Annotated in this window: 18 protein-coding genes; 8 read left to right on the top strand and 10 right to left on the bottom strand. The window is 72.9% G+C overall.

The window, feature by feature from the left end; all coding sequences use genetic code 11:
- Positions 1 to 32: 32 nt before the first annotated feature.
- Together ACTWNK_RS18505 and ACTWNK_RS18510 are read left to right on the top strand one after the other, a co-directional pair.
- On the top strand, positions 33 to 596 hold the full coding sequence (locus tag ACTWNK_RS18505) for an NADPH-dependent FMN reductase (RefSeq protein WP_474305339.1): 564 nt from the start codon (positions 33 to 35) through the stop codon (positions 594 to 596).
- The gene (locus ACTWNK_RS18510) at positions 593 to 1,894 is read left to right on the top strand and encodes a S28 family serine protease (RefSeq protein ID WP_474305341.1); all 1,302 of its coding nucleotides are present in this window, start codon (positions 593 to 595) and stop codon (positions 1,892 to 1,894) included. Before ACTWNK_RS18505 ends, ACTWNK_RS18510 begins: the two co-directional genes overlap by 4 nt.
- A 94-nt stretch (positions 1,895 to 1,988) precedes the next feature.
- On the opposite strand, the gene ACTWNK_RS18515 is transcribed toward ACTWNK_RS18510, so the two are convergent.
- Entirely contained in the window at positions 1,989 to 2,378 is a 390-nt protein-coding gene (locus tag ACTWNK_RS18515; protein WP_474305343.1) for a hypothetical protein, read from the bottom strand.
- A gap of 41 nt (positions 2,379 to 2,419) precedes the next feature.
- Positions 2,420 to 3,310, bottom strand: coding sequence for an NAD(P)-dependent oxidoreductase (locus tag ACTWNK_RS18520; protein WP_474305345.1), 891 nt, complete (start codon positions 3,308 to 3,310; stop codon positions 2,420 to 2,422).
- Positions 3,311 to 3,431: 121 nt separating this feature from the next.
- Between ACTWNK_RS18520 and ACTWNK_RS18525 the strand changes: the two genes are divergently transcribed.
- The 4 genes from ACTWNK_RS18525 to ACTWNK_RS18540 are packed head-to-tail and all read left to right on the top strand — an operon-like array spanning position 3,432 to position 6,766.
- Positions 3,432 to 3,779, top strand: coding sequence for a winged helix-turn-helix transcriptional regulator (locus tag ACTWNK_RS18525; protein ID WP_474305347.1), 348 nt, complete (start codon positions 3,432 to 3,434; stop codon positions 3,777 to 3,779).
- Complete coding sequence (locus ACTWNK_RS18530) at positions 3,776 to 4,987, top strand: hypothetical protein (RefSeq protein ID WP_474305349.1); 1,212 nt, start codon at positions 3,776 to 3,778, stop codon at positions 4,985 to 4,987. The genes ACTWNK_RS18525 and ACTWNK_RS18530 overlap by 4 nt, the downstream gene beginning before the upstream one ends.
- Complete coding sequence (locus ACTWNK_RS18535) at positions 4,968 to 6,026, top strand: tetratricopeptide repeat protein (RefSeq protein ID WP_474310940.1); 1,059 nt, start codon at positions 4,968 to 4,970, stop codon at positions 6,024 to 6,026. The genes ACTWNK_RS18530 and ACTWNK_RS18535 overlap by 20 nt, the downstream gene beginning before the upstream one ends.
- A 59-nt stretch (positions 6,027 to 6,085) precedes the next feature.
- Positions 6,086 to 6,766, top strand: coding sequence for a DUF4097 family beta strand repeat-containing protein (locus ACTWNK_RS18540; RefSeq protein WP_474310942.1), 681 nt, complete (start codon positions 6,086 to 6,088; stop codon positions 6,764 to 6,766).
- 14 nt (positions 6,767 to 6,780) lie between these two features.
- Here ACTWNK_RS18540 and ACTWNK_RS18545 read toward each other — a convergent pair whose 3' ends face one another.
- The 3 genes from ACTWNK_RS18545 to ACTWNK_RS18555 all read right to left on the bottom strand — a co-directional run bounded on the left by ACTWNK_RS18545 (position 6,781) and on the right by ACTWNK_RS18555 (position 9,614).
- Positions 6,781 to 7,752 (bottom strand): NAD(P)-dependent alcohol dehydrogenase, encoded by a 972-nt coding sequence (locus ACTWNK_RS18545; protein WP_474305351.1) that lies wholly within the window; start codon positions 7,750 to 7,752, stop codon positions 6,781 to 6,783.
- Positions 7,753 to 7,842: 90 nt separating this feature from the next.
- Positions 7,843 to 8,505, bottom strand: a complete 663-nt coding sequence (locus ACTWNK_RS18550; protein ID WP_474305353.1) for a response regulator — start codon at positions 8,503 to 8,505, stop codon at positions 7,843 to 7,845.
- Entirely contained in the window at positions 8,502 to 9,614 is a 1,113-nt protein-coding gene (locus tag ACTWNK_RS18555) for a sensor histidine kinase (RefSeq protein ID WP_474305355.1), read from the bottom strand. The genes ACTWNK_RS18550 and ACTWNK_RS18555 overlap by 4 nt, the downstream gene beginning before the upstream one ends.
- Before the next feature lie 445 nt (positions 9,615 to 10,059).
- On the opposite strand from ACTWNK_RS18555, the gene ACTWNK_RS18560 reads away from it, so the two are divergent.
- Positions 10,060 to 13,461 carry a protein kinase domain-containing protein gene (locus ACTWNK_RS18560; RefSeq protein WP_474305357.1) on the top strand — a complete coding sequence of 1,134 codons (3,402 nt, stop codon included), beginning with the start codon at positions 10,060 to 10,062 and terminating at the stop codon, positions 13,459 to 13,461.
- 10 nt (positions 13,462 to 13,471) lie between these two features.
- Here ACTWNK_RS18560 and ACTWNK_RS18565 read toward each other — a convergent pair whose 3' ends face one another.
- Together ACTWNK_RS18565 and ACTWNK_RS18570 are read right to left on the bottom strand one after the other, a co-directional pair.
- Positions 13,472 to 15,136: a hypothetical protein gene (locus tag ACTWNK_RS18565; protein ID WP_474305359.1), complete on the bottom strand. Its 1,665-nt coding sequence runs from the start codon at positions 15,134 to 15,136 to the stop codon at positions 13,472 to 13,474.
- A 154-nt stretch (positions 15,137 to 15,290) separates the two neighbouring features.
- The gene (locus tag ACTWNK_RS18570) at positions 15,291 to 15,923 is read right to left on the bottom strand and encodes a TetR/AcrR family transcriptional regulator (protein ID WP_474305361.1); all 633 of its coding nucleotides are present in this window, start codon (positions 15,921 to 15,923) and stop codon (positions 15,291 to 15,293) included.
- A 64-nt stretch (positions 15,924 to 15,987) separates the two neighbouring features.
- Between ACTWNK_RS18570 and ACTWNK_RS18575 the strand changes: the two genes are divergently transcribed.
- Positions 15,988 to 16,395 carry a RidA family protein gene (locus tag ACTWNK_RS18575; RefSeq protein WP_474305363.1) on the top strand — a complete coding sequence of 136 codons (408 nt, stop codon included), beginning with the start codon at positions 15,988 to 15,990 and terminating at the stop codon, positions 16,393 to 16,395.
- 1 nt (position 16,396) lies between these two features.
- Here the strand turns inward: ACTWNK_RS18575 and ACTWNK_RS18580 are convergent, their stop codons facing one another.
- The 3 genes from ACTWNK_RS18580 to ACTWNK_RS18590 all read right to left on the bottom strand — a co-directional run bounded on the left by ACTWNK_RS18580 (position 16,397) and on the right by ACTWNK_RS18590 (position 25,734).
- Entirely contained in the window at positions 16,397 to 18,409 is a 2,013-nt protein-coding gene (locus ACTWNK_RS18580) for a sensor histidine kinase (RefSeq protein ID WP_474305365.1), read from the bottom strand.
- 87 nt (positions 18,410 to 18,496) lie between these two features.
- A complete protein-coding gene (locus tag ACTWNK_RS18585; protein ID WP_474305367.1) occupies positions 18,497 to 19,132 on the bottom strand; it encodes a mycothiol-dependent nitroreductase Rv2466c family protein in 636 nt (211 codons plus the stop codon).
- Positions 19,133 to 19,269: 137 nt separating this feature from the next.
- Positions 19,270 to 25,734, bottom strand: a complete 6,465-nt coding sequence (locus ACTWNK_RS18590) for a hypothetical protein (RefSeq protein ID WP_474305369.1) — start codon at positions 25,732 to 25,734, stop codon at positions 19,270 to 19,272.
- Positions 25,735 to 25,736 lie beyond the last annotated feature (2 nt).

The following is a 25,736-nucleotide window of genomic DNA, read 5'->3' on the forward strand; positions in this document are numbered from 1 at the left end:
GTGTACGAGTGATCCCTCAACGAGGAGCGGGAATGACCAAGGTCGGCATCATCGTGGGAAGCGTCCGGCCGGGACGCAATGCGGTGGCCGTGGCCCAGTGGGTCCACGACCTGGCGGCCAAGCGTGACGACGCCGCGTACGAACTGATCGACCTCAAGGACTACGACCTGGGGCACCTGGACGAGCCCCAGCACCCGGCGCTCGGCGACTACGCGCACGAGCACACCAGGCGCTGGTCGGCGAAGATCGGCTCGCTCGACGCGATCGTGTTCGTGACGCCCGAGTACAACCGTTCGATCCCGGGCGCGCTCAAGGACGCGGTCGACTACCTGTACGCCGAGTGGAACAACAAGGCGGTCGGGTTCGTCGGCTACGGCATCGACGGCGGCGTGCGCGCGGTCGAGCACCTGCGCCAGATCCTCGCCTCGGTCGGCGCGGTCGCGGTGGCTCCGCAGGTCGCGCTCTCGATCTACGCCGACTTCGAGGGCGGTGTGGAGTTCAGGCCGCAGGCCCCGCACGAGGACAAGCTGGCTCACGTCCTGGATCAGGTGCTGGCCTGGAGCGAGGCCACGCGACCCCTGAGGCGGGAGGCGTGAAGCGCGCCAGGGCGGCGGCCGTCGCGATCGGGCTGCTGGCGTCGGGACAGGCCGCCTGGACGGGCGTTCCGGACATCCTCGATCAGCTCAGGGCGGTGCCGGGTGTGCGGGTGCAGGAGCGGGAGTCGTCGATCGCGGGGCAGCGGTGGTTCTGGCTCAGGTTCCGCCAGCCGGTCGATCATCGTGATCCCCGGCGGGGGTGGTTCGAGCAGCGCCTGATGGTGCAGCATCGTTCGGCCGATCGGCCCATGGTCTTCCACACGACCGGCCACAATGTGCCCGAGGTGATGTTCGAGACGGAGCCTGCGAAGATCCTCGGCGCGAACCAGATCTCGATGGAGTACCGCTACTACTTCGGCTCGACGCCGGTGCCCACCGACTGGAGCAAGGACACCCTGTGGCAGGGAGCGGGCGATCAGCACCGGATCGTCGAGGCGCTCAAGAAGATCTACACCCGCAAGTGGATCGGCACCGGCGCGAGCAAGGGCGGCCAGGCCGCCGTCGTGCACCGCCGCTTCCACCCGGACGACGTGGCCGCGACCGTCGCCTATGTCACCCCGAACAATGTGGACGACGACGAGGACGGCGCCTACGACCGGTTCCTCGGCACGGTCGGCACCGCCGCACAGCGGGCGCATCTCAAGGCGCTGGCCAGGAGGTTCCTGGAACGGCGTCCCGCGATGTTGCGGTTGCTGCGGGCCGAGGCGGGCGAGCAGGGGTGGACGTTCGACACCGTCGGGGGCGTCGAGCGGGGCTTCGAGAACGCGGTGATGGAGTACGAGCTGCGGTTCTGGATGCATACGCCCGGGGCCGGGCGGGCGGAGCTGCCGTCGCTGGATTCCTCTGATGAGGTGCTTTATCGGCATTTGAGGGGGGTGCCGGGGTTCGGGTTCTTCACCGATCAGACGCTGGTGCCGTTCGCGCCCGTCTTCTACCAGGCCGAGCGGGAGATCGGCTGGCCGAGTCTGACGTTCCCGCATCTGCGGCCGTTGCTGCGCTATGAGGATAGTTATGACCCTCGGTCGTATTTATCGCGAAATATCCGTGTAAAGCAGGACCAGGGGGTGGTGCGGGAGGTCGACGCGTGGGTGCGCCGAGCCGGGGAACGGCTGATGTTCGTCAACGGCGGCGACGACCCCGCGACGGCGGAGCCGTACCGGCTGGGGGGCGGCAGCCGCGACTCGGCCGTGTACACGGCGCCCGGGGTCCATCACGACATCCTGGGCGAGGTGATCGCCAGGCTGCCGGAGGGGGAGCGGGCCAAGGCCGTCGCCGACCTGAGGCGGTGGGCGCGGTGAGGTGTTCCGGGGTGGCGAGGATCGGGGCGACGGGTTGAGGTGGTCCGGGGGCGAGGATCGGGCGACGGTGACGCCCTTGTGTGGCAACGGGCCGCTATGGCTCGTTGATGTGCTGGTCGCCGCCTGACTGGTACACGCGGTCCTGGCCGGTGGCCTCGGCGCGCTGGTGCACCACTCTCGCCCCGTTCCCGGTGGAGCCGGTGACGATGATCCCCGAGTTGTCGCCGCCGACGGCCACCGACCGGTCCCCGGACGCGACCACCCCCTGGCCGGGCTCATCCGCCTCCCGGACGTCGGCCGGTCGGCGTGCGGATCGCAGGGCGAACACCGCCACGCCGAGCCCGGCCAGGGCGATCGTCGCGCCTGCCACGCTCGCCGCCTTGTCGGCCTCGTCCAGGCCGACCCGCGCCACGTACACCACCACGGCCGCCAGGGCCGCCACCGCGACCAGCACGCCGCACACGACCAGGACACGACTCCGCATACCCTCCATCATCGCCCCGTCCGCGCCGCCGTGCCAGCCGATCACGACGGTACGGCCGGGCTTCTGAGCACCTCGGTAAGCGCGGAGATGTTGTGCTCGCCGTGGCCTGCTTCGACCGCCCGGCGCAGCAGGTCGTGCAGGGGGGCGAGCCAGGCCGTGTCGACGTTCGTCTCCTTGGTCAGGCCGGCGTCGTGTGCCGCTCCGGCCAGGAAGAGGTTCACCGAGGAGACGGCGTCGGAATAGTCGCGCCCGTCGATCTCCCGGGCGTACCCGGGCAGCAGGGATTTGATCATGTCCAGCCACTTGCCCGCGAACCGCACCAGCGAGGCGGCCTCCAGCCCACGCGCCTGGACGGCGGCGGCGCCCTGGAAGAAGCCGACGAGGGCGGGCAGCAGCATGGCGCCCACCGCCATCTCGTACAGCGCGGCGAGGTCGCTGTCGTCGCCGAGGTGCACGGTGTCGCCGCCCAGCGCGCGCAGCGTCGTCTCGTACTCCTCGAAGAGCCTGCGTTCGCCGCTGTAGTACAGCAGGGTGCCGGGTGCGCCGACGGCCGACGGCACGTTCTTGACCGCTCCGGCCAGGAACCCGGCGCCGTGCCCGGCGGCCCAGACGGCCGTCTCGCGTGCCCCGGCGGGTGAGCCGCTGTTCAGCGTGATCAGGACTCGCCCGCGCAGCGCCGCGACGGCCGGTCGCAGAGCCGTACGCGTGTCGTCGAACGTGGTCAGGCAGGTGACGACCAAGGGGCTCGCCGTCACCGCCTCCTCGACGGACGTCGCCTGGGCCGCCCCCTTGGCGACGAGGGGCAGGGCCTTGGTGGGTGTCCTGTTCCAGACGGTGGTCGGGTGCCCGGCTCCGACGAAGGCCTCGGCCAGGGCCGTGCCCATCGCGCCCAGGCCGATGACGGTGACCGGGGTCGAGTGCGTTGTGGTCATGCGTGTGCTCCAGCGAGTGGGAAACGAGGATGGGGCCCCGCTCCAGGCTGGCCTGTGTGCCGACATTTCCTCAAGTACCGACATTCTTGCCAGGTACTGATAGAAATGTAAGTATGGCGAGATGACGACCAAGCGGACCTTCACCTGTGGTCTCGACGCGGCCATCGCCCTCATGGGCGGCAAGTGGAAGGGCCTGATCCTGTTCGCGCTCCAGGACGGCCCCCTGCGCTTCGGCGAGCTGCGCCGGGCGGTTCCCGGCATCAGCGAACGGGTGCTGATCCTGCAACTGCGCGAGATGGAGGCCACCGGCCTGCTGCACCGCGAGGTCTACCACCAGGTCCCGCCGAAGGTGGAGTACTCCCTCACCGCGTTCGGCCACTCCCTCAACACCGCGATGGCGCCGCTCGGCGCATGGGGCGAGGAGCACATCGAGCACATCGAGGCCATCACCTGCGACCAGCGGGCATGACCGACCGGGCGCACAGCGAGGACATGCCACGCCCCGGCGAACCCCTCACAACCCCCGAACGGCGGACGTACGCCTCGGGCGACGGGTCCGTGGCGCTGGGTGGCGACAATCTCGGGACGATCGTCACCGGGCCCACGGTCGAACTCCGTCTACGGTCTGCCGCGCCGCAGGCGCTCGCCGGGCTGCCCGCCCCTCCGCCGGGGTTCACCGGCCGCGCGGACGAGGTACGCGAGCTGACGGCCCTCCTCGACCCGGCCCGCGACCTGGGCGGCGCGGGAGCGGGGGTGGTGGTAGCGGGGATGGGCGGGATCGGCAAGACCGCCCTGGCCCTGGTCGCCGCGCACCGGGCGACGAGCGGGCAGGCGTGGTTCCAGGGCGGGGTGCTCTTCATCGACCTGCGCGGCTACGCCCCGGACCAAGGCGATCGGGTGGAGGCGGGCGCGGCGGCCGGGCAGGTGCTGCGGGCGATGGGGGTGCACGGCGAGGACCTGCCCCCTGAGCCGGAACTGGTACTCGGCCTGTACCGGTCTGCGCTGGCCGCACGGGCGGCCGAGGGCAAGGGGGTGCTGGTGGTGGCCGACAACGCGGCCGGAGCCGCCCAGGTGTGGCCGCTGCTGCCCGCGCATCCCTGCCACCGGCTGCTGGTGACCTCCCGCCACACCCAGGCCTCGCTGCCCGTACGTCATCTCGGCCTGGCCGTCCTGCCCCGGAACGAGTCGATCGACCTGTTGCACACCGCGCTGACCCTGCGCGACCCGGCGGACCTGCGGGCGGCCGAGCACGAGCACGACGCGGACCGGATCGCCGCCCTGTGCGGCGACCTGCCGCTCGCGCTGCGGATCGTCGCGGCGCTGCTGGCCTCCGAGCCCGGTCGAGCGCCGTCGGAGCTGGCCGGCGAGCTGGCCGAGACCGGGGAGCGCCTGAACGTCCTGTACCCGCCCGACGACGTCGGCGAAGGGGGGGCCGCCGCCCGTGCGGGTGGCGCTGGAGCTGTCCTACCGGCACCTGCTGCGGACCCGTCCGCACCTGGGCCGGATGCTGAGGCTGCTGGCCTCGGTCCCGGGCCCGGACCTCGGCCTCGCGGCGCTGGCCGCCCTCATGGGCCAGAAGGAGGGGCGTACCCGGCCGGGGTTGCGGGAGCTGGCGACGGCCCACCTGATCACCAATCCCGCGCCGGGCCGGTGGGGCATGCACGACCTCGTCCGTGAGCACACCGGCGAGCACGTGCACGACGACGACGGGCAGGCCCGGGCCCTGGACCGCCTGCTGGCGCACTACGAACAGCAGACGCAAGCGGCCGACGAGCACCTGAGCGCTCTGCCCGGCAGCCCGCTCCCACCGGGGTTCGAGGGGCGGGAGCAGGCACTGGCCTGGCTCGACACCGAACGCGCGTGTGTCGTCGCGGCCGTCGCCCTGGCCGCGAACACCGGTCGTCACCGGGTGGCCGCACGGCTGCCCGCGTGCCTGAGCGCCTTCCTGGAATGGCGACACCACGCGGGCGACCTGCTCACCGTCTGCACCATCGCCGTCAAGGCCGCCCGCGCCCTCGGCGACCCCTACGTCGAGGCCGGAGCCCTGAACAACCTGGGCAACGCCCTGGTCGAGGTGCGGCGTTTCGACGAGGCCGTCACCGCTCATCGCCGGGCGCTGGCCGTCCACCACGACCTCGGGGACCGCCAGGGCGAGGGCAGGGCGCTGAACAACCTGGGGCTCGCCCTGCTCCAGATACGGCGCTTCGCCGAAGCCATCACCTCGCACCAGCGCGCGCTGGCCGTCTACCGCGACCTCGGCGACCGCCACAGCGAGGGCACGGCACTGGGCAACCTCGGCAACGCCCTGCGCGGGGTACGGCGTTTCGACGAGGCCGCAGCCGCCCACCGGGAGTCCATCGAGATCTTCGGCGAGACCGGCGACCGTCACGTCGTGGGAATGGCGCTCAACAATCTCGGCGCGATCCTGCAGGACATGCGGCGCTTCGAGGAGGCCGTCGCCGCCCACCGCCGCGCGCTGGCCGTCTTCCGCGACCTCGGCGACCGGTACGGCGCAGGCCGGGCGCTGAACAACCTCGGCCTCGCCCTGGCCGGGACCGGGCGCACCGGCGAGGCCGCCGTCTGCTACCGGAAGGCCGAGGGCGTCTTCGAGGCGTTCGGCGACGAGCACACCCTGGGCGTCGTCCGGGACAACCTCGCCCACCTGGAGCAGGACACGCCGCCTCCGTCCATGGGAGGGCCTTCAGGGGGGCCATAGGGGGGTATACCCCACTGCGCTCCCGCGGACGATGCGGGACGATCTCAGATGTGAAGACGATGGTGAGAGCGGGCGCTCTGATTGCCGCAGTGGTGGTGTCGGCCGGTTGCGGGCTGCAGAACCTCACGGACGCGGCCAACCGGGAGGTCGTCGAGTACGACGTGAGGGACAAGGTGGCCAGGCTGGTCGTGGTGGGCGGTGCGGGGGACATCGTGATCAGCCAGGCGAAGGCGGACGTCGTGCAGGTCAGCGAGACCCGGCGCTGGTCGTCGGACAAGCCGGCCGTCGAGCACAAGGTGGAGGGCGACGCCCTCGTGCTGACCTACGACTGCCCGGACACCATGGGCAACTGCTCGGTCGACTACAAGATCGAGGCGCCCAAGGGTGTGCGGGTGGAGGTGGAGGCCGGGTCCGGCGACATCCGGCTCGACGCGCTGGGCAATGCGGTCAAGGCCAAGGTCGGGTCGGGCGAGCTGGAGGGCACCGGGCTGACGGGCAAGGAGCTCAAGGCCGAGGCGGGGTCGGGCGACACCAAGCTGACCTACGCCGCCGTGCCCGACAGCGTCGAGGTGGCCAGCGGTTCGGGCGGCGCCGACGTGTTCCTGCCCGGCGGGCCGTACCACGTGGACGCCACCGCGAAGTCGGGCGATGTGAAGGTCTCGGTGCGGTCCGACCAGGCGGCGCCGTACAAGGTCGTGGTCCGCACCGGTTCGGGCGACGTCACGGTCTCGCCCGTCTAGGCTGGCGCACGCGCTCAGAGGGTGATGACGACCTTGCCCGTCACGTGCCCTTGCTCCACGTACGCGATGGCCGCCGCGGTCTCCGCCAGCGGGAAGCGGCGATCGAGGACCGGGGCGAGTACCCCCGCGTCGACGAACTCCGTCAGCGTCATCAGGTTGGGCCGGGTGTCGGGCGAGGTGACCACGTCCACGACCGACGTGCGCTGCGAGGCCAGCCGGGACCCGGCCAGGGTGAGCGCCATGTGGCCGACCGGCTGCAGCCAGCGCCCCGAAGGCCCCCCGATGACGACGTGGACGCCTTGGGCGCGCAGCACCCGGCGGCACGCGGCGCCCGGCCGGTTGCCCACCAGGTCGAGCAGCAGGTCGAAACGCCGTTCCCGCCGGGTGAAGTCCTGACGGGTGTAGTCGATCACCTCGTCGGCGCCGAGCGAGGCGGCCAGGCCGGTGTTACGCGTGCCGCACACGGCGGTGACCCGGGCGCCGAACGCCTTGGCGAGCTGCACCGCGAACGTGCCGACCCCGCCGGAGGCGCCGTTGACCATGACGTCGTCCCCCGGCCGTACGCCTCCGGCGTCGCGCAGGCCGAGCAGGGCGGTCAGGGCGGCCATGGGCATCGCCGCCGCCTGCTCGAAGCTCAGGCCGACCGGTTTGGGCGCCAGGGCGGCGACCTTGACGGCGGCGTACTCGGCGAACGCGCCGTGCCCGGGCATCGCGTACACGTGCTCGCCCTCGCGCGCCTCCGTCACGCCGGGGCCGAGCGCGGCCACCTCACCGGCCACGTCCGCGCCGAGCACGGCGATGGCGGGACGGCGCAGCCCGAGCCCCATCAGCCGGGCGACACGCGGCTCGCCGCGCAGGTGGTGGTAGTCGTAGGGCTGAGCGGACGCGGCGCGCACCCTGACGAGCACCTCGCCGGGAGCGGGCACGGGCCGCTCGGCTTCGGCGACCTCCATGACGCCGTAGGAACGTAAGACGACCGCCTTCATGGCGTACTCCTCCGGGTGAGAGCCGACCTGCTCAGCAATGTAGGAGGAGCGGGCGGCGGGCCCATCGGCCGAAAGTACGCCCGATTGCCGCTACGGACCGGCCTTGACGCGGTGGGTGTCGTAGGCCCACATGGCGATCTCGACCCGGTTGCGCGCCCCGAGCTTGGCCATGAGGCTGGCGATGTGCGTCTTGACCGTACTGAGCGAGATCCGCAGATCTGCGGCGATCTCACTGTTGGTACGGCCGCGCGCCACGGTGGCGAGGATCTCCTCCTCACGATGGGTGAGCGCCTCGACCGGCCTGGCGGGCGGCGTCGGCGGGCCGGAACGGGCGAAGGCGCCGAGCAGTCTGGCGGTGACACTGGGCGCGATGAGCGCGTCGCCGTCGGCCGCCGCGTGCACGGCCTGGGCCAGCAGTGCGGCTCCCGCGTTCTTCAGCAGGAACCCCCGGGCCCCGGCACGCAGGGCGGCGTAGACGTACTCGTCGAGGTCGAAGGTGGTGATGACCACGACGGCCAGCGGGCGGTCGACCTCGGGCCCGGCCAGCGCCCTGGTGGCCTGGATGCCGTCGAGGCCGGGCATGCGGATGTCGAGCAGGCACACCTCGGGCCGCAGCCGCCTGGCCAGTTCGACCGCGCGCCTGCCGTCGGCCGCGGTGGCGACGACCTCGATACCGGGCTGGGCGTCGAGGATCATCGCCAGGCCGGTCCTGACCACCTCCTGGTCGTCGGCGACGAGCACCCTGACGCTCACGACGCCGTCCTGGCCCGCGGCAGTACGGCGCGCACGCTCCAGCCGCCGCCGGGCTCGGGGCCCGCCGTGCACGTGCCGCCGAGCAGGCCCGCGCGTTCGGCCATGCCGAGCAGGCCGTAGCCCGGCGGCGTGGTGGGCGTGGCCGGGTCGCCGTCGTCGGCGACGAGCAGGCGCACCGAAGCGGCGTCCGCCTCGACGCCGACGTCGATCCTGCTCGCGCCACGCGCGTGCCGCCTGGCGTTGGTGACCGCCTCCTGGGCCAGGCGGTAGATCGCCGCCTCTGTCGAAGGGGACAGGCCGCTCAGGTCTCCCGAGAGGTGGACCGAGACGACGGGGGCGCGGCCGTCGGCCAGGTGCGGCAGATCGGCGATGCGCCTGCCCGGCTCGTCGGCGCGCAGCACGTGCACCATGGCGCGCATCTCCTCCAGCGCCTTGGCCGCCTCCGCCTCGATCACGTGCAGCGCGTCGGTCGCCGCGCCCGGCCGCGAGGCCGCCGTCGCCAGGCCCGCCTGGGCGCGTACGGCCATGGCCGACACGTGATGGGCGACCGTGTCGTGCAGGTCCCGGGCCAGGCGCTCGCGTTCGAGCGACTTGACCTGGTCGAGCTCACGCGCCCTGGCCCAGGCCCGGTAACGCAGCGCGCCTCCCGCCCCCACGGCGGCGAACATCACGGCGAACGCGGCGACCGCGTCGGGGCCCCGCAGCCGTCCGAACGCGATCGCCAGGCACACCGCGGCCGTCATGATCGGCACCCCGCCCACGATCTCGCGCCCGGCGCCCCATCTGGCCAGCGCGTACACCACGAGCAGCAGGTAGGCCATCGTGTACGTCTCGGGCGAACGCCCCTCGGTCAGCACCGGCGCGACCGAGGTGAGCCCGAACACGATCGCCACCATCAGCAGCGGCCTGCTCCTGCGCCACACCAGCGTCGGCAGCAGCACGAGCGTGAGCCCGACCGACACCGCACGCCACGGCAGATCGACCCGCAGCACCCCTTCGAGCACCACGACCGGCACCAGCGCCCCGGCCAGCGCCCAGTCCCGCCACCGCAACGGCGCCCGGCCGGGCGGACGAGGCTCGTCCCACACGGAACGAATGAGGCTGAGCACCCCCACAGCGTACGAGAGCACGGCAGGGGCGGAAATGGGTCACAAGTCGGCGTAGGGAGGTGCATTCGTGTGGTCGTACGGCGACGGGATGGTGAAGGTAGGCGGATGGACGGCGGTGGTGGCGGGTGCCAGGCCAGGTCGCTCGCGGTGGCGGGTGTGCTGCTGGGGCGGGGATCGGCCTGGTGGACAACCTGGCGACCGGCCGTCTGCATGCCTTCGAGGACCTGGGCCGCACGCGCCCGGGCCGAGTTGAACCTCATCCGGGCGGCGACCACCCCGGCCCTTCCTTCGAGCGCGGTCAGGCTCACCCCGCAGGAGCTCCGGACCGCCTGTCCCGAGCTCGGCATCGCCACCCGGGGAGAACCGGCCGGCCTCGATCTCGGCCGAACTCCTGTGGCCGGGCGCTCGTCTAACCCGCCGGGAGCACGGCCGACGAGGAGATCCCATGCAATCGCAGCGGCTCGGGCCCTACTGGCTGGCCAGGCGACTGGGGGCGGGTGGGCAGGGAACGGTCTACGAGGCCTACGACCGGCACGGCACGCGGGTGGCGGTCAAGGTGCTCAACTCGCCCGACGGGCCAGACGTGCGGGAGCGGTTCGCACGTGAGGCGGCGGCGGCGACGCGGGTGGCCTCCTTCTGCACGGCGCGGGTGCTGGACGCCGACCTGGCGGGGCCGGTGCCGTACATCGTGAGCGAGTACGTGCCGGGGCCGAGCCTGCTGCACGCGGTGCGGGTGGACGGGCGGCGCTTCGAGGGGGGCGACCTGCACCGGCTGGCGACGGCGATCGCGACGGCGCTGACCGCGGTGCACGAGGCCGGGGTCGTGCACCGCGACCTCAAACCGGCCAACGTCCTGCTGGCCCCCGACGGCCCCCGGGTGATCGACTTCGGCATCGCCCGTACGGCGGAGATGTCGCTGAGCTCGACCGGGCGGCTCGCGGGCACGCCGACGTACATGGCGCCCGAGGTGCTCGGCGGGCGGCGGGCGGGCGCGGCGGCGGACGTGTTCGCCTGGGGCGGCGTCGTGCTGTTCGCGGCGACGGGACAGGACCCGTTCCGGGCCGGGAACCTGGCGGCGGTCATGCACCGGGTGCTTTCGGCCGATCCCGATCTGACCGTCCTGCCGCCCGCGTTGCGCCCGCTGGTGGCCGAGGCCCTGGCCAAGGACCCCGAGCGTCGTCCCTCGGCCAGGGACCTGCTGCTGGCCCTGCTCCGCGAGGACGACCCAGGCGGCGTCGGCCTGCTGGACGCGGGCGGCAACCGGGCGGGCGGCCTGCGGGTGGACTCGCCGCCCGATCCGGGGCTCGGCGCACTGGCCGAGGACGCCTACCTCTCGCTGGGCGAGGCCGAGCGCGCCCTTGCGCCCGGCGTGTTCCTGCGGCTGGTCACGATCGGTGAGGACCGGGCCGAGACGCCGCGCGAGGCGTCGCCGGGCGAGCTGGTCCAGGGCGGGCCCGAGACCGAGCGCGCCGTCGGACGCGTCCTCGACGCCTTCGTCTACGTGATCTCCCGCACCGACGACCGGGTCAGGCTGTCGCGCCCCGCGGTGATACAGGCCTGGCCCCGGTTGCGCGGCTGGCTGCGCGACGATCGTGACAGCCTGGCCGTCGTGGGGGAGCTGGCCGAGGCCGCCGGGCACTGGGCGGGCAACGGCAGGAAGGCCGCCGACCTGCTGCGCGGCAGCCGCCTTGAGGCGATGCGGCAGTGGGCGGACGCCGCTCGCCCGCACGTGCGGCCGACCGCGTTGGAACGTGCCTTTCTCGACGCCGGTACCAAGGCCGTGACCCGCTCGGCCAGGCAGCGCCGCGCGGCGGTGATCAGCCTGGTGATCCTGCTGGCCGTCGCGCTCACCGGCGCCGGTGTCGCGGTCGACGCCGCTGGCAGGGCGGACGCGCAACGCCGTATCGCCGAGGCGGGCCGCAACCAGGCGCTGTCCAGGCAACTGGCCGCCCAGAGCGTGGCGATCGCCGCCTCCGACCCCGTGCTCGCCCAGGTGCTGGCCACCACGTCCTGGCACTTCGCACACACCCCCGAGGCCCGCCACAGCCTGCTGAACGTGTACGCCCAGCCCGCGCGCCAGACCTACCCCGACCCGTCGGGCACCGTGCTCACCCTCGCCTACAGCCCGGACGGCCGGATCCTGGCCACCGGCGGCTCCGACGGCGCCGTGCGACTGTGGAACACGGCCACGCGACGCGAGATCGGCGAACCGCTGACCGGGCACGACGAAGGCGTGCAGGGGCTGGCCTTCAGCCCGGACGGCGCGATCCTGGCCTCGGCGGGCGACGACGCGACCGTACGCCTGTGGGACACCACCACGCGCAAGCGGCTCGGCGACCCGCTGCCCGCCGGCGGCCGGACGGTGGCCTTCAGTCCGGACGGCCGCCTGCTGGCCACCGCGGACGGCAAGACGGCACGCCTGTGGGACGCCGCGACCCGCGAACCGGTCGGCGCGCCCATGGCGGGACACGAGGCGGCGGTGACGCACGTGACGTTCGCCCCGATCGGCGCGACGCTGGCCACCACCAGCGACGACCGGACCATACGTCTGTGGAACACGGCCACCCGGGCACAGATCGGCAGCCCGCTCACCGGGCACACCGACGGCGTCACGCTGGCCGTGTTCAGCCCGGACGGCCGACGCCTGGTCAGCGCGAGTGCGGGCGCGAACGACGCCACCGTTCGCCTGTGGAACACCGCCACCCACCAGCAGGACGGCGAGCCGCTGACCACCCTGCCCTTCCCCGAGCACCTGGCCTTCAGCCCGGACGGCCGCGTGCTGGTGACCGGGTACCACTTCGCACGGCACGGCGACGGCGTCAGGCTCTGGGACACCGCCACCCGCCTGCAGCTCGGCGCGCCGCTCCCGGCCAGCGGGCTGGCGCTGACCGCTCTGGCCTTCAGCCCCGACGGCAGGACACTGGCCACCGCCGACGACCGGGTCAGGGTGTGGGACCTGACCGTGCACCGGCAGCTCGGCGGGCCCAGGCCGAACACGCTCTCCGACACCTCGGCGCTGAGCCCCGACGGCGCCGTCGAGGCCTACCTGCGCGACGACGGCCGGGCCGTGCAGCTGTACGACGCCGTCACCCACAAGAAGCTCGGCCGCCCCTTCCCCCATCCCGGAAGGGCGGAGCGGGCGCTCTTCAGCGGCGACGGCTCGACCCTGGTCATCTGGGGCGCCGACGACGTGCCCACCCAGGCATGGAAGGTGGCCACCCGCAAACGGTCCGGTCGCGCCGTCGTCGTGAACGCCGACGCGAAGGCGGTCAGCCGGGACGGCAGGACGCTGGCCGCGGGCTACGACGACGGCACCGCGCAGCTGTGGGACCTCGACACCGGCAAGGCGCGGGGGCGACCCTTCGCCGGTCATGCGAGCTCCCTGTTCGACGCCGCGTTCAGCCCGGACGGCAGGACGCTGGCCACGGCCTCGTGGGACCACACCGTGCGCCTGTGGGAGGTGGGCACCGGCCGCCAGCTCGGTCTGCCGCTCACCGGGCACGCCGACGCGCCCTTCGTGGTGTTCGGCCCCGACGGCACGACGCTGGCCACCGCCGACACCGACGGCGTGGTCCGGCTGTGGGACGTGCACACGCACCGGCAGATCGGCCCGCCCCTGATCGGGCACATCGACGCCGTGATCCGTATGGCCTTCCGCCCCGACGGGCGCGTCCTGACCACGTTCGGCCATCCGATCGACGGGACCGTACGGCGGTGGGACGTGGGCGTGCCCGCCGACCCCTACCGGTCGGTGTGCGCGTTCGCCGAGCGCTCGCTCACCCGCCAGGAGTGGGAGCAGTACCTGCCCGGCGTGCCGTACCAGGAGGTCTGCCGTCCGGGTCGGTGAGGCGCCCGCACTATCGCTTCAGCCGGACCCGCCCGCCCGGTTTGCCCGACCTGTCGGGGAAGGCGACGACCAGGTGCTCCTCCCCGCCGCCCGCGCCGATGCGGATGTGGACGCGCAGGCGGTAGCGGCCCTTGCCGGCGATCGCCAGGTTCGGCATCCGGGCGCCCGCGCCCACCTCCGCGCCGTCGGTCACCTCCGCCACGCTGAGCCGACCGGTACGGCTGACGACCGGAACCTCGGTGACCTGATCCCATCCGGCCGTACGCGGGGGCGGCGCCTTGCGGAAGGCCTTCAGGGTGATGCACAGCTCGGAGACGTCCTCGACATGCCCGACGAGCACGGTGCCGCCGGACGCGCCGACGAGCGTGTTGCCCTTGTCGTAGGCGCGCTCGATCGCCCGCTCCGCCTCGTTCTCGCCCGACCGGTCGTCGGAGTCGTGCACGAAGTAGCCGTGATCGCCGTCGACGAAGAGGAAGTAGGCGGCCGACGCCTGGACCACGCCCTTCGTCCCGGGCCACGGGTCACGGCACCGCGCGTTCGCCTCGGCGAGGTAGGCGTCGTCGTCGGCGGCCCGCTCCTCGGACGTGCGCAGCAGTTCGGGGTGCGTCCTGGCGACGACCTCCGGGCAGATGTAGACGAGGTCCCAGACGTCGACGCCCCACGCGGCCCGCCCGCTTCCCGCCCGGCCCAGGATCGCCTTCTGCTCGTCGGGGCCCTTCGCCCGGCACAGCGCGCGCCCGCTCGCCAGGATCTCCTGGTCCGACCAGCGGGCGGGGTACAGGGGTGGGGCTCCGAAGTCGGTGGTACGGGCCAGGCACAGGAACGCGGCCTCGCGCTGATCGGGCTTCAGGTCGCCGTAGGCGGGCCGCTCGTGGCAGTCCCCGAACCCGGTGTAGGTCATGCGCGAGACGCCCTCCGGGGGGATCAGCGCGATGAGCGGAAGGACGACGGCGACCGCCAGGGCGAGGCGGGCCCCGTGCCGCAGCCGGGGCGCGGGCGAGGCGGAGCGCTCCCCGACGGCCATCTCACGGGCGGTCGCCGCCAGCCACACGGGATGGACCAGCCACAGCTCGTCCAGTACGGATCCCGCGGCCCGGGAGAGGTGGAGGATGTCGGCGAGCGCGATGAAGAGCGAGCAGCCCACGGTCAGCCAGCCCGCCACCAGGGTGCCGCGACTCCACCGCCCGTCGCGCCACTGGGCGGCGACGATGACGGCGATCGCCGCCGCGCCGACCGACGTCGCCGCCCACTCCTCCACGGTGGGACCGCCGGCCCACTGCCCGGCGGTCACGACCAGGTCGAGTGCGAACAGCACCCCGGCCGCCACCCGCAGCACCCGCGAACGCCAGTCGACGACCCGCAGCCACAGGACGTAGATCGCGGCCCACAGCACGAGCGAGAACGCCGCGGCGACCTCCCCGGGCAGCAGGGAGATCATCAGGTGCCACAGCGCGAGTACGAATGCCACCGACAGGTACAGCAGCCCGCGCAGCGCCCTGGCCCCACGCTCCAGCCGTCCCCGCAGCGGGGTGCGCAGGATCTGCCACAGCAGCGCCGCCTTCGTCAGGACGACCGCGGTCAGCATGGCGACCGCCCAGGGGGCGAGCTCGTCTCGCGGGTGGGACTCGACCGGCTCCCACGTGGCGGCGATCATGAGCCAGTCGTCGCCGAACACCAGGCCGACGCCCGTGGCCAGGAGAATCAGACTCGCAGCGCCAATCCTGAAAAATCGCCATAAGCCATCGGAAAGCATGAGAGGCGATCTTAGTGCGAGTGTGCCGCCGGAACCTCGGCGCGGCAGGGCCGGGAGGACGGTGTCGGCATGCCCTCTAGACGCGCGGGGGAACCGCCCCCGCCGATCGCCCCCAGCCGTGTTCGACCGATCGGCGGCATCTGCCGGGCTCGTCGCCCGCGCTGACGTACAGGGCGGTCAGCAGAGGCACGGCATGGCCGAGCGCCTTGCCGGACAGCGGGCCGGTGGCGACGAGCGAGGCCAGGCCGTGGCCGATCGTCCAGGCCTGGACGGCGAGATCGGCGGGGACGACGTCGGCGCGGAAGCGTCCGGCGGCCTTGGCGCGTTCGACCGCGTCGACGAGGGTGTGCAGGGTGTCGTCGGCGGCCTGGGGGTCCTCGAGCTCGAAACCGGCGTCGAACATGACCCGGTAGAGGTCGGGCCCGTCCAGGGCGTTGGCCAGGTAGGCGGCCCCGAGCGCGGCGAGGTCGCCGACCGGGTCCTGCGACCTGGCGACCCGGGCCAGCCTGGCCGCCAGGTGCGTGAACCCCTCCTGCCGCATCGCCTTCCACAGGCCGTCCATGCCGCCGAAGTAGGTGTAGACGGCCATCGTCGACACGCCGGTCCCCTCGACGAGGGAGCGCAGGCTGATCGGCTGCCTGGCCCGGAGCATCTGCGCCGCGCGATTGATCAGCAGAGCGCGGACAGCGGGATCTTTCGTCCTGGACATGGCTTTACATTACATAGCAATGCTATGTTTTGGGAATCCGGCATCGACGACGAGGAGTCCAGCCATGGCCGTGACCCTGATCAACCCCGAAGGCCTGCCGAAGCCCGAGGTGTACCGGCAGCTCTCGATCGCCACCGGCTCCAGGCTGGTCTTCCTGTCCGGCCAGGTCGCCCGGGACGCCGAAGGCCGCAAGGTCGGCGAGGGCGACTTCGCGGCCCAGGTCGAACAGGCCTTCCTGAACATCGGCACCGCCCTGACCGAGATCGGCGGTTCGTTCGACGACGTCGCCAAGCTGACCGTGTACGTCGTCGACTGGCATGCCGACAAGCTGGCCCTGCTGGGGGAGGGGGTCGCGCGCGCGGCGCAGAAGATGGGCGTCGACCCGGTCAAGCCCGTCACCCTGCTGGGCGTCGCCGCCCTGGCCGAGCCCGACCTCATGGTCGAGGTCGAGGCCACGGCCGTACTGGAGTAGCTCACTCCCGCTCAGGTGGGCGCGATCCCGCGGGCAGCCGGGCCTCGACCGTCGTGCCGGCGCCCGGGGAGGCGACGACGCAGGTGCCGCCCAGCTCCGCGGCGCGTTCGCGCATGGAGGACAGGCCGACACCGGCCCGCCGATCGGGCGGCAGCCCGCGCCCGTCGTCGGCGACGACCAGGCGCAGGGCGCCGTCGAGGGGCTCGCGGGTCAGGGTGACGTCGATGCGGGCGGCATCGGCGTGCCGCCGCGCGTTGGTGATCGCCTCCTGTGCGATCCGGTACGCGGCGACCTCGACGGCGGCCGGCAGATCGGCCAGGTCCCCCGATGTGGTGACCTCGACGACGGGCCCGCCGCCCGGCCCGGCCAGTGCGCGTACGGCGCCCGCGAGGCCGAGGTCGTCCAGGGCGGGCGGGCGCAGTCCGTAGACGAGTTCGCGCAGGTCGCCGGAGAGCACGTCCATGCCGCTGCGAAGGTCGCTCAGCAGGACGTCGGCGTCGTCGGGGGAGCGGCGCAGGTTGATCCTGGCCATGTTGATCGTCATGGCCATGCCCGAGAGGGACTGGCCGAGACCGTCGTGCAGATCGCGCCTGAGCCTGCGGCGTTCCTCCTCGCGCGCGGCCAGGATCCGCTCACGCGAGCGCTGCAGGTCGGCCGCCATCCGTACGGCGTGCGCGACGTCGGCCACGTACGGCAGCAGCGTGTCCACCACACGGTCGTCGTGCGCGGCGGCGAACCTGCGGGCGCCCGGACGGCCGATGAGCAGCCTGCCGACGGGTTCGCCGTGCCAGACGAGGGTGATCTCGCGAGGCGCCGGGCCCGGCTCCCCGCTGACCACGTACGCGGGCAGGCCGTCAGGCACCTCGACGGCCACCCCGTCCACGGCCAGGCCGTCGCGTACGACCGAGACGACGGCCGACAGCGCGTGCGCGGGATCGGCATGACGCACCTCGTGTGTGAGACGCCCGGCCAGCAGGGCCGGGTCGCCGACGCGGCCGTACATGGCACGATCCACGGCGCGCTGCAGCACCCGGCGCAGCGGCTGGAAGAACACCCCGGCGAACAGCGCCGCCGCCAGCCCCGCTACCTGGTGGTACTCGGCCACGACGAGGCTGGACAGCGCGCTCGCCCCGAAGTACACCCCGCTGACCACGGCCAGCAGCCCCGCCGCGACGAAGGCCCGGCTGATCACCGTGTCGATGCCGAACAGCCGATACCTCAGCACCGCGAACACCATCGCCACCGGCACGACCGCGGTCCACACGGTCGCCGCGACGGCGAAGTCGTCCCCGAGCACGAGCATGAGCACATAGACGGCGAACGCGGCGAGCGGCCAGGCGATCTGCCTGCGCGCCGCCGGGTCCGCCCCGCGCAGGCGCAGGGTCGTCGACACCAGGGCGAGGACCACGACGACCTCGACGGCGTGCCGCAGGACCTCCCTGACCAGCGGGTAGGCGGTGTAGGCGGCGATGCCGGCCGCGTTGGGGATCACCACGGGAAAGGCGTACCCCACGGGCGAGGGGTCCGGCCTGACGATCCCGTTGAGGCTCTGGCCCGACATGACCAGGAACCCGGCCAGCGCCACCCACCGCGCACGCGGCGTGCGGAGCCTGCCGTCCGGCGCGTACAGCGGCAGCAGCACCGCGAGCACCCAGCCCCCGTACGCCCAGGCGGGCACGCCGATCCATCGCAGGACGCCCGCGACCTGCAGCGCGCCGTTCGAGGCCGACAGCAGCATGAACGCCGACGCCAGCTCCGCGATCGCCGCCAGGAGCCCGCCCGCGATCATGAGCCAGCCGAGATTGAGCCCCGGCCTGCGCGTCACCAGGAACGCCCCCACCACGGGGAAGGCCAGCCCCGCCGGCACGTCGGGCGACCACCTGGGCACCGGCGTCCACGCCTCGGGCAGCCCCCCGTTCACCACGATCGCCACCACGCCGCACCCCACGGACACCACCGCGAGCACGACGGCCACCCACGACGGGGGCGTTCTGGCGGGAGATGCGGCATTCATGGTGGAGGCGATTATGCCGGTAGCCATCGGCGCGGGCGACAGCCGCCACGCTCAGTCGAAGGACGGCCTGCGCGTACGGCTCCGGGCTCAGTCGAAGGACGGTCTGCGCGTACGGCTCCGCTTGAGCTCGAAGAACCCGTCGGTGGCCGCGACCAGGGCCAGCCCGTCCCAGAGGCGGGCTGCGGCCTCGCCCCGCGGGATCGGCGTGACCACGGGCCCGAACAGATGCGTGCCGCCGATGCGGACGACCGGCGTCCCGACGTCCAGCCCGACCGCGTCGAACGCCTCGTTGTGCGAGTCGACGATCACGGAGTCGTACTCCTCGCCGGTGGCCGCCGAGGCCAGCGCCTCCGGCAGCCCGACCTCGGCGAGCGCCTCCGGGATGACCGCCGGGTCGTCACGGCGTCCCTGTGTGTGCAGGCGGGTGCCGATCGCCGTGTACAGCGCTCCCAGCACGTCTCGCCCGCTGTGCTCGGCCGCCGCCGCACACACCCGTACGGGCCCCCACGCCCCCGCCATCCGCTCCCGGTAGTCCTCGCTCAGCCCTTCGCCCTCCCGCTGCACGAGGTTGAGATAGGCCAGCGACATGATCCGCCAGTCCGCCCGCACCGGCCGCACCCGCTCGACCTCCAGCAGCCAGCGCGAGGTGATCCACGCCCAGGGGCAGAGCGGATCGAACCAGAAGGGAACGACCTCACGGCCTGCTTCTTCCTTGATCGTCATGGGAGGACCATCCTGTCTCAGATCGGTTGACCTATGACTGATCCCCCGATCGCAGGCCGTTGACCCCACATGACGACCATTATCCTAATAATCGATAGGAAATACAGAAAAATCGCCGTCCAGCCGGGCCGAGAGTCTCAGGGGAAGAGTGACTGCGCCTCGTCGGCCCCGATCAGGTTCAGGTCGCGCAGGACGTCGGCCACGTGTTGCAGCAGGACGCGGGAGGCGACGTCCGCGTTCGGCAGCGGTAGCCAGCCGCTCTCCGGTGAGGCGGCGTACACCTCGCTCACGCGGTCGTCGGTCACGCCGTACACGACGTCCCCGCAGCGCCCGGACTCCGTCGTGCACTCGCCGCCCACGGGGACGCCGAGGGCGAGCAGGAGTTGCCAGCCTCCCCACTCCTGCAGGGCGCGTGCGGAGCGCAGGTCGGCGGCGACGTCGGTGAAGGCGTTGCCGGGCAGCACGCGGTAGGCGACCAGCACGCTGATGAGCTTGCGCATGGCCTGCCAGACGACGACGGGACGGGCGTCGGAGGTGTCCTCCCAGGTGACGAGGGCGGCGCCGTCGGCGATGGTCGCGTACGGGTCGTGCAGGATGCCGTGCAGGCGCAGCAGCCCGGTCAGGCGGGCGACGGCCGCCAGCGCGCCGGAGGTGGCGCGGGGGACGACGCACCAGCCTTCGGCGGCGGGGTACTGGCCCATGGTGTCGCGCGTGACGGGAGTGATCTTCGGATCGGTGGCGTGCACGACCAGGTAGATCGGCAGTTCGATGGCGGCCGACCACTCGGGCGCCAGCTCCTCGTGCGAGGTCGACACCTGGGCGACCACACCGGTGCCGGGGTTCCAGGACGCGGAGTCGTACGTCGCCGTCGTGCGATTGGTCTCGACGATCATGACCTGCCCGCCGGAGGCGTCGAGGAAGCGCAGGATGTACTGGTTGAAGCCGTCGACCCGGTCCCAGGTGAAGACGACATGGGTGCCGTCGTCGGAGACGGCCAGCCGCCTGGGCACGATCGACGGCACGGGCGGCTCCACCTCGATCATGATCGGGCCGCCCCAGTCGCCGGGCAGCTCGGCCGCGCGCAGCGCACGCATGCGCACCGCGTAGGTGGTCGCGAGCATCGGCTGGACCGGGAAGCGCGCCTGCGTCGCGTCGGCGGCCAGGGGGATCTCGACGGGGCTGTCGCCCTCGGCGGTCACCGTGAGGACGTAGCCGTCGGGCCTGCCGGCGCCGATCGGGTTCTGCCAGGTGATGACCAGGTCAGGCTCGGCGTAGTCGACGCTCGGGTGCGGGGGAGCGGTCTTCACCAGCGTGCGTTCGACCCAGCCGCTCACCTCGCCGCCGCGTACCCCGCGCACCCTGCCCCGGTAGGTTCCGGGCAGGTCGGGCACGGCGCTGACGTACGCGTCGAGGGCGAAGTCGGCATGGGCCGAGCCCAGCACACGGCCGTCGGGGGCCAGGACCTCGAAGGTGTACCCGGCGGCGTAGCGCGAGGGGTTCCAGGTGGCCGTGAAGCGGGTCCCGTCGAAGGCGAAGCCGGTGAGCACGGGCGCCTCGGGGGCGGGAGTCGTCGTGCCACCGCCGCCCGACGAGCCGCCGCCACCTGACGAGCCGCCCCCGCCCGACGACCCACCGCCGCCCGATGAGCCGCCCCCGCCCGACGAGCCTCCGCCTCCGCCCGAGTCGTGGTCGCGCAGGGCGGCGGTCACCGCCGTGGTCAGCGCGGCGGCCGTGACGGCCACGGCGCTGCCCGCCGCCGTCACCGCGCCACGCGCCGCCGACGCCGCGGCCGCGACGGCGGCGTCGACCAGCCCCTGGCAGACGAGCTGCATCCCGGCGGCCAGCGCCTCCTGCCCGGCGACCACCCCGACCAGTACGGCGATCGCCTCGGGATCGGCCAGCAGGTCGCGCACGATGTCGGCGGCGGCGTTCCCGATCCCCTCGGCCAGCGCCTCCGGCAGATCGGCCCAGGACACGGTGGCCGGAACGCGCACCGAGAACGGCGCCAGCGTGACGGTCAGGAACGGATCGTCGGCCGACAGGACGTACAGCTCGTAGGAGCCGGTCAGGGCGAAGACCAGATCGGCGCCGGCGAGGCTGACACTGGGCTTCAGCTTCCACTTCGTGCTGTACAGCACGCGCGTGACGAGATCGGCGAGCTCCCCGCAGCCCTTGTTCAGATCGGACAGCGAGCGGATGACCTGCATGAAGTCCACGAGCTCGCGCGGCCACTCGAACAGCGGCCAGTCCTCGACGCGGAACTCGCCCGGCCGGTCGGCGCCGTGGTCGACATAGGTGAACGAGCAGCTCAGCGTGCCGAACGGATCGAGCCTCCCGGCGGCGGTGATGCTCGCGCCGTACACGGTCGAGCCGCCGCCGCCCTTGCGCACGCTCACCCCCGCGGTGCCGAACGGCGCGCCGAGGAAGCTCAGCCCGGTCGTGAGCCGGAGCAGGTCCTGGGTCGTGTCGATCATGAGTGCGGGCGGCCCGGTCAGCTGGATCACGCCGAGGTCGAGCGGCCCGGTCAGCGCCAGCCGCGCCACCACTCCGGCGTAGCGCCCGCCGCTCTGCACGACGGTGACGACCGTGTCCAGCTCCAGCGTCGTGATCAGCGTCAGCCGTACCCTGGCGCTGAGCGCGAACCCGGCGGGCACCGGCAGGCCCTCGTAGGAGGTGGCGGCCGCGGCATAGGTGAGGCGGCTGCCGCGCAGGAAGGTGATCTCCACGAACTCGCCAGGCCAGCTCGCCCCGGGCACGCACTGGGTGAAGAAGGCGCCGATCGACAGGTCGTCGGCCAGCGCCAGCGAGAACAGCGACGCCTGCCCGTCCACCACCGCGACGGCCGCACGGCTGCGCACCCCGCCGATGCTCACCTGCCCGCACAGTGCGAAGGAGGAGGTCGTGACCGGCCGCCAGGTGTAGGCGACGGCCAGTTCGAGCGCGGACAGCGTGATGCCGGGCAGGCCGAACGGATTGGCGTAGGTGTCGTCGCTCGGTGTGACGCTGGAGGTCAGCCCGCTGCCGGTGATCGCCAGGTCGATGGCGAAGCTGTAGTCGGAGGGGAAGATCCCGGCCAGTACGGCCGTGGCCGACAGCGTGAGCGTGTCGTCGGCCTCGGTCGTGTAGCGCAGCCGTACGTCGGTGAAGGCGATCTTGTCCTGGATGACGGTGATGTTCGGGAGGACGGCGCCGAAGACGCTGCGTTCGGCCTGCACCAGCGCGTACAGCAGGATGTCGGCGGGTGGGGAGGCGCCGATGTCGGCGATGTGGGCGGCGAGCCCGGCGGTGAGGTCGAGTTCGGCGACCGCGTAGAAGCCGGTCTCCAGCTCGGCGGCGTCCATGGTGGCCAGGCCGGACAGCGGCGAGTCGGCCGCGGGTACGCCCAGCTCCGCCAGCGCCGTCCCGACGCTCGCCGTTGTCGCGCCGAGCGTGTTGCCGACGGGCAGGTCGCACACGATCACACGGGCCGCCCGCACACGCAGCACGCCGTCGACGACACCCAGCGCGGGGACCAGGTCGGCGAACAGGAAGCCGTCGCCGAGACCGAGTGCGACCACGTAGCTCCAGCGCCCGCCCGCCTGCGCGCAGTGCACCAGCGCCTGGGCGCGCACGGGCGCCTCGGGCCGGCCGTACTCGATCGAGCCGGTGACCAGGAAGCGCCTGCCGGTCAGGTCCAGCCAGTAGGCGACCTCGGCGAACGCGCCCAGCGTGAGGTCGGCGGGCGTCACCTCGGCGAAGGCGGAGCCGGAGCCGGAGCCGGAGCCGATGCCGGTGATGGCGGCCAGGTCGACCTGGGCGGCGTTCGAGGCGTGGCCGGTGACGATCGTCGGCGTCGTGGCCCGGCCGAGTGCGACGGTGACGTCGGAGGTGATCCCGGCGAAGGAGAACACGCCGGTCAGCGCGGCGGTCAGCGGCTCGTCCTCGCCCGCCACGTCGATCCGTGCGCCGAAGCCCAGGATGGCGAGCGTCGCGCCGCCGAAGCCGAACTCCCAGCGCTCGAACCCGGCCAGCCCGGCGAAGTGGAAGACTCCGTCGTCCGGCACGACGCTGACCTCGGCCGCGATGATGTCGATCTTCTCGGGCAGCCCGAAGCTCCTGGCGTCGGCGGGAAGGGCGAACCCGGCCGCCTGCGACAGGCCGGTGAGCGCGCCGACCACGTCGATGACGAGCCCGTCGAGCAACTGCCCGGTGAACCTCCAGCGCCCGTCGCCCGGCGTGCTCGCCCGCACGCCGATGCGCACGCCGCCCAGGGTGAGCACGCCGCTGACGTCGGCGATGACCGTGTCGGCCGAGACCGGTGTGGTGAGGGCGACGTCCGCGCCGACCTGGGTCAGCGACAGCATGCCCTCGACGACCGTCCACAGGTCCTCGGCGTAGAAGCTGAACCCGAACCCCCGGTACACGCCGTCGCCGTCGAACTCGGCCCACACATCGGCCAGGTCGAAGCCGTGCGCGAGCGGCAGGTGCGCGGGCAGCCCGCCCGCGACGTGCTCGTGGTCCAGCCAGTCGTCCAGGTCGGCGAGCCCCGGCACGTGCACGACCTCGGCGTACGCCGCCCGTACCAGCCAGCCCTCGTCGATGTTCTTGGACAGGGAGGCGTCCACGCGCTCGCCGCCGACGACCGCGGTGCCGCCGATCCGTCCCGAAACGCCGTCCTCGCTGTCGAAGCCGAGGTAGGCGGTGACGTCCTCCACCGTCAGGCCGCCGTCGACCACCACCCACGAGCCCGCCTGCTCGATGCCGACGGCGAACCTGGTCACGGTGAGCGCGCCGGGGTCGAAGCTCAGCTCAAGGGCGGTGATGTCGAGATCGCCCAGGGTGGCGAGCGCCGAGGGCAGCGGCGGCGGCGTGCCCAGCATGCCGAGCAGGCCGGACAGGCTCGGCAGGTGCACACGGCTGCCCGGAGCCAGGCACACCGACCACATCTCGCCCTCGTCCAGCGGCGCGGTCATGTAGACCTCGGCGTCCACCCCGGCGATCGACACCGTCCCGTGCACGGTGGCACGCGGCGACCATCCGGTGTCGGCCTCAAGGTCGACCCGCACGCTCCAGCCGCGCAGGCTGAACGGCCCGGCGTTCCAGTCGCGGGTCTGGCCGATCGTGAACGCGACCTCGCGCAGTTCGAGCTCGGCCGGGTCGACGGTGACCGAGGCGGCGAGCACGGCGATCCCGGCGTCGAGGTCCATCGGCAGGATCGCCGACAGGCCCGCCACATCGGTGCCCGCCACGCCGGCGATCGCGTCAGGGGTGATGTCACCGACGATCTCGATCGTCCACGGCCTGTCGCTGAAGGCGCCCGCGGTGACCGTGTACGGCGTGCCGCCGAGATGGAGCGTTCCGCCGACCACGACCGCGCCGCCCGGCTCGTACCCGAGGCTGTTGTGCAGTTCGGCCGTGACGTGGAAATCGGCGAGCTCGATCCCGGGCGCTAGGTTCACCGAGCCGTCGCCGAAGTCGACGGTCACCGTGGTGATCGAGTCCGCGTCGCGCGGCGAAGGGCCGATCGACAGGTCGCGCACGCGCACGCCGAGCAGGTCGAGCAGCACACCCGGCAGCCGGGCGGCGACACCGTCGAGCCCGCACAGCCCGAGCACGGCCGCCGCCGCGCCCGGCGGCACGTCGGAGACGCGCAGGGCGGGGCCCACACTCACCGGTGTCGGCAGGTCGGCCGTGCCGACGACCACGACGGGCCCGCCGGGCAGCTGCTCCTCGGGCCGGTCGAGCCGGACCGACCCGGTGATCGTGGCGCCCCTGTCGGTGAGCGTGGCCAGGCCGGAGGTCAGCACGAGCGGCGGCGCGCCGATGCGGTTGACGGTGACGGGCGCCAGGGCGTCGGACGCGGTCCAGCTGAACGTGCCGTCGTCGGCGATCGGCCCGCCGAGCCGCACGCCCGGCGCGTCGTCCGGGTCCGGCCACAGGTCGGGCGGCACCGGCAGGTCGGCATGGAAGGCGAGGCCGTCCTTCGTGCCCAGGGTGAAGACCTGCTCGCGCAGGCCGTAGTAGTCGAAGGACTCCGGCAGGTCCGGATAGGTGTCGGCGAGCAGGTGGCCATCGGGCGGCACGGCCGTCCAGACCGCCTCGACGACGCCGTCCTCGACCGTGAACACCACCTCGGCCGTCGTGCCCTCGGCCTCGGTGATCGCGGCCGAGGTCCCGGTGAGGGTGAGCGTGGTGGGCGTGAGCAGCGAGGCGGCCGGCGCGGTGAGCGTGTGGGCGGCGATGACGGTGTCACGGCCGACGACGTCGGCGCCGAACACATAGACGAAGGCGCCCTCCTCGCCCGCCGTACGCGCGGCCTCCAGGCGTTCGCGCAGCTGGGCGAGGACCTCGGCGGTGTCGAACGGCACGGTGAAGCGCACCGGGTCGCTCGGCTGCCCGACGGGCGTCACCGTGGCCGTGTACACGGCGCCGTGCACGGGGGTGAAGGCGCACACGTGCGGCGAGGTGTCGGCGTCGCTCTGGTCGACGAACCTGCCCTCGGCGTCACGCACGAGCACCCGGTACTGGAAGGCGCCCGTGACGCCGCTCCAGGCGATCACGAGACGGCCGTCCTCGAAGGTGACGGTGACGACAGGGCGTGCTTCGGCCACGGGCTCGGTCATCA

It is taken from the genome of Nonomuraea sp. IBHARD001, from assembly GCF_056106265.1.

What these genes read in the sequence shown, in the direction of transcription:
- ACTWNK_RS18535 (WP_474310940.1), top strand. Translation starts at nt 4,968, where the DNA reads ATGCACGACCTCGTCCGTGAGCACACCGGCGAGCACGTGCACGACGAC.
- ACTWNK_RS18540 (WP_474310942.1), top strand. Translation starts at nt 6,086, where the DNA reads ATGGTGAGAGCGGGCGCTCTGATTGCCGCAGTGGTGGTGTCGGCCGGT.
- ACTWNK_RS18505 (WP_474305339.1), top strand. Translation starts at nt 33, where the DNA reads ATGACCAAGGTCGGCATCATCGTGGGAAGCGTCCGGCCGGGACGCAAT.
- ACTWNK_RS18520 (WP_474305345.1), bottom strand. Translation starts at nt 3,310, where the DNA reads ATGACCACAACGCACTCGACCCCGGTCACCGTCATCGGCCTGGGCGCG.
- ACTWNK_RS18545 (WP_474305351.1), bottom strand. Translation starts at nt 7,752, where the DNA reads ATGAAGGCGGTCGTCTTACGTTCCTACGGCGTCATGGAGGTCGCCGAA.
- ACTWNK_RS18590 (WP_474305369.1), bottom strand. Translation starts at nt 25,734, where the DNA reads ATGACCGAGCCCGTGGCCGAAGCACGCCCTGTCGTCACCGTCACCTTC.
- ACTWNK_RS18530 (WP_474305349.1), top strand. Translation starts at nt 3,776, where the DNA reads ATGACCGACCGGGCGCACAGCGAGGACATGCCACGCCCCGGCGAACCC.
- ACTWNK_RS18525 (WP_474305347.1), top strand. Translation starts at nt 3,432, where the DNA reads ATGACGACCAAGCGGACCTTCACCTGTGGTCTCGACGCGGCCATCGCC.
- ACTWNK_RS18560 (WP_474305357.1), top strand. Translation starts at nt 10,060, where the DNA reads ATGCAATCGCAGCGGCTCGGGCCCTACTGGCTGGCCAGGCGACTGGGG.
- ACTWNK_RS18575 (WP_474305363.1), top strand. Translation starts at nt 15,988, where the DNA reads ATGGCCGTGACCCTGATCAACCCCGAAGGCCTGCCGAAGCCCGAGGTG.
- ACTWNK_RS18515 (WP_474305343.1), bottom strand. Translation starts at nt 2,378, where the DNA reads ATGCGGAGTCGTGTCCTGGTCGTGTGCGGCGTGCTGGTCGCGGTGGCG.
- ACTWNK_RS18585 (WP_474305367.1), bottom strand. Translation starts at nt 19,132, where the DNA reads ATGACGATCAAGGAAGAAGCAGGCCGTGAGGTCGTTCCCTTCTGGTTC.
- ACTWNK_RS18580 (WP_474305365.1), bottom strand. Translation starts at nt 18,409, where the DNA reads ATGAATGCCGCATCTCCCGCCAGAACGCCCCCGTCGTGGGTGGCCGTC.
- ACTWNK_RS18570 (WP_474305361.1), bottom strand. Translation starts at nt 15,923, where the DNA reads ATGTCCAGGACGAAAGATCCCGCTGTCCGCGCTCTGCTGATCAATCGC.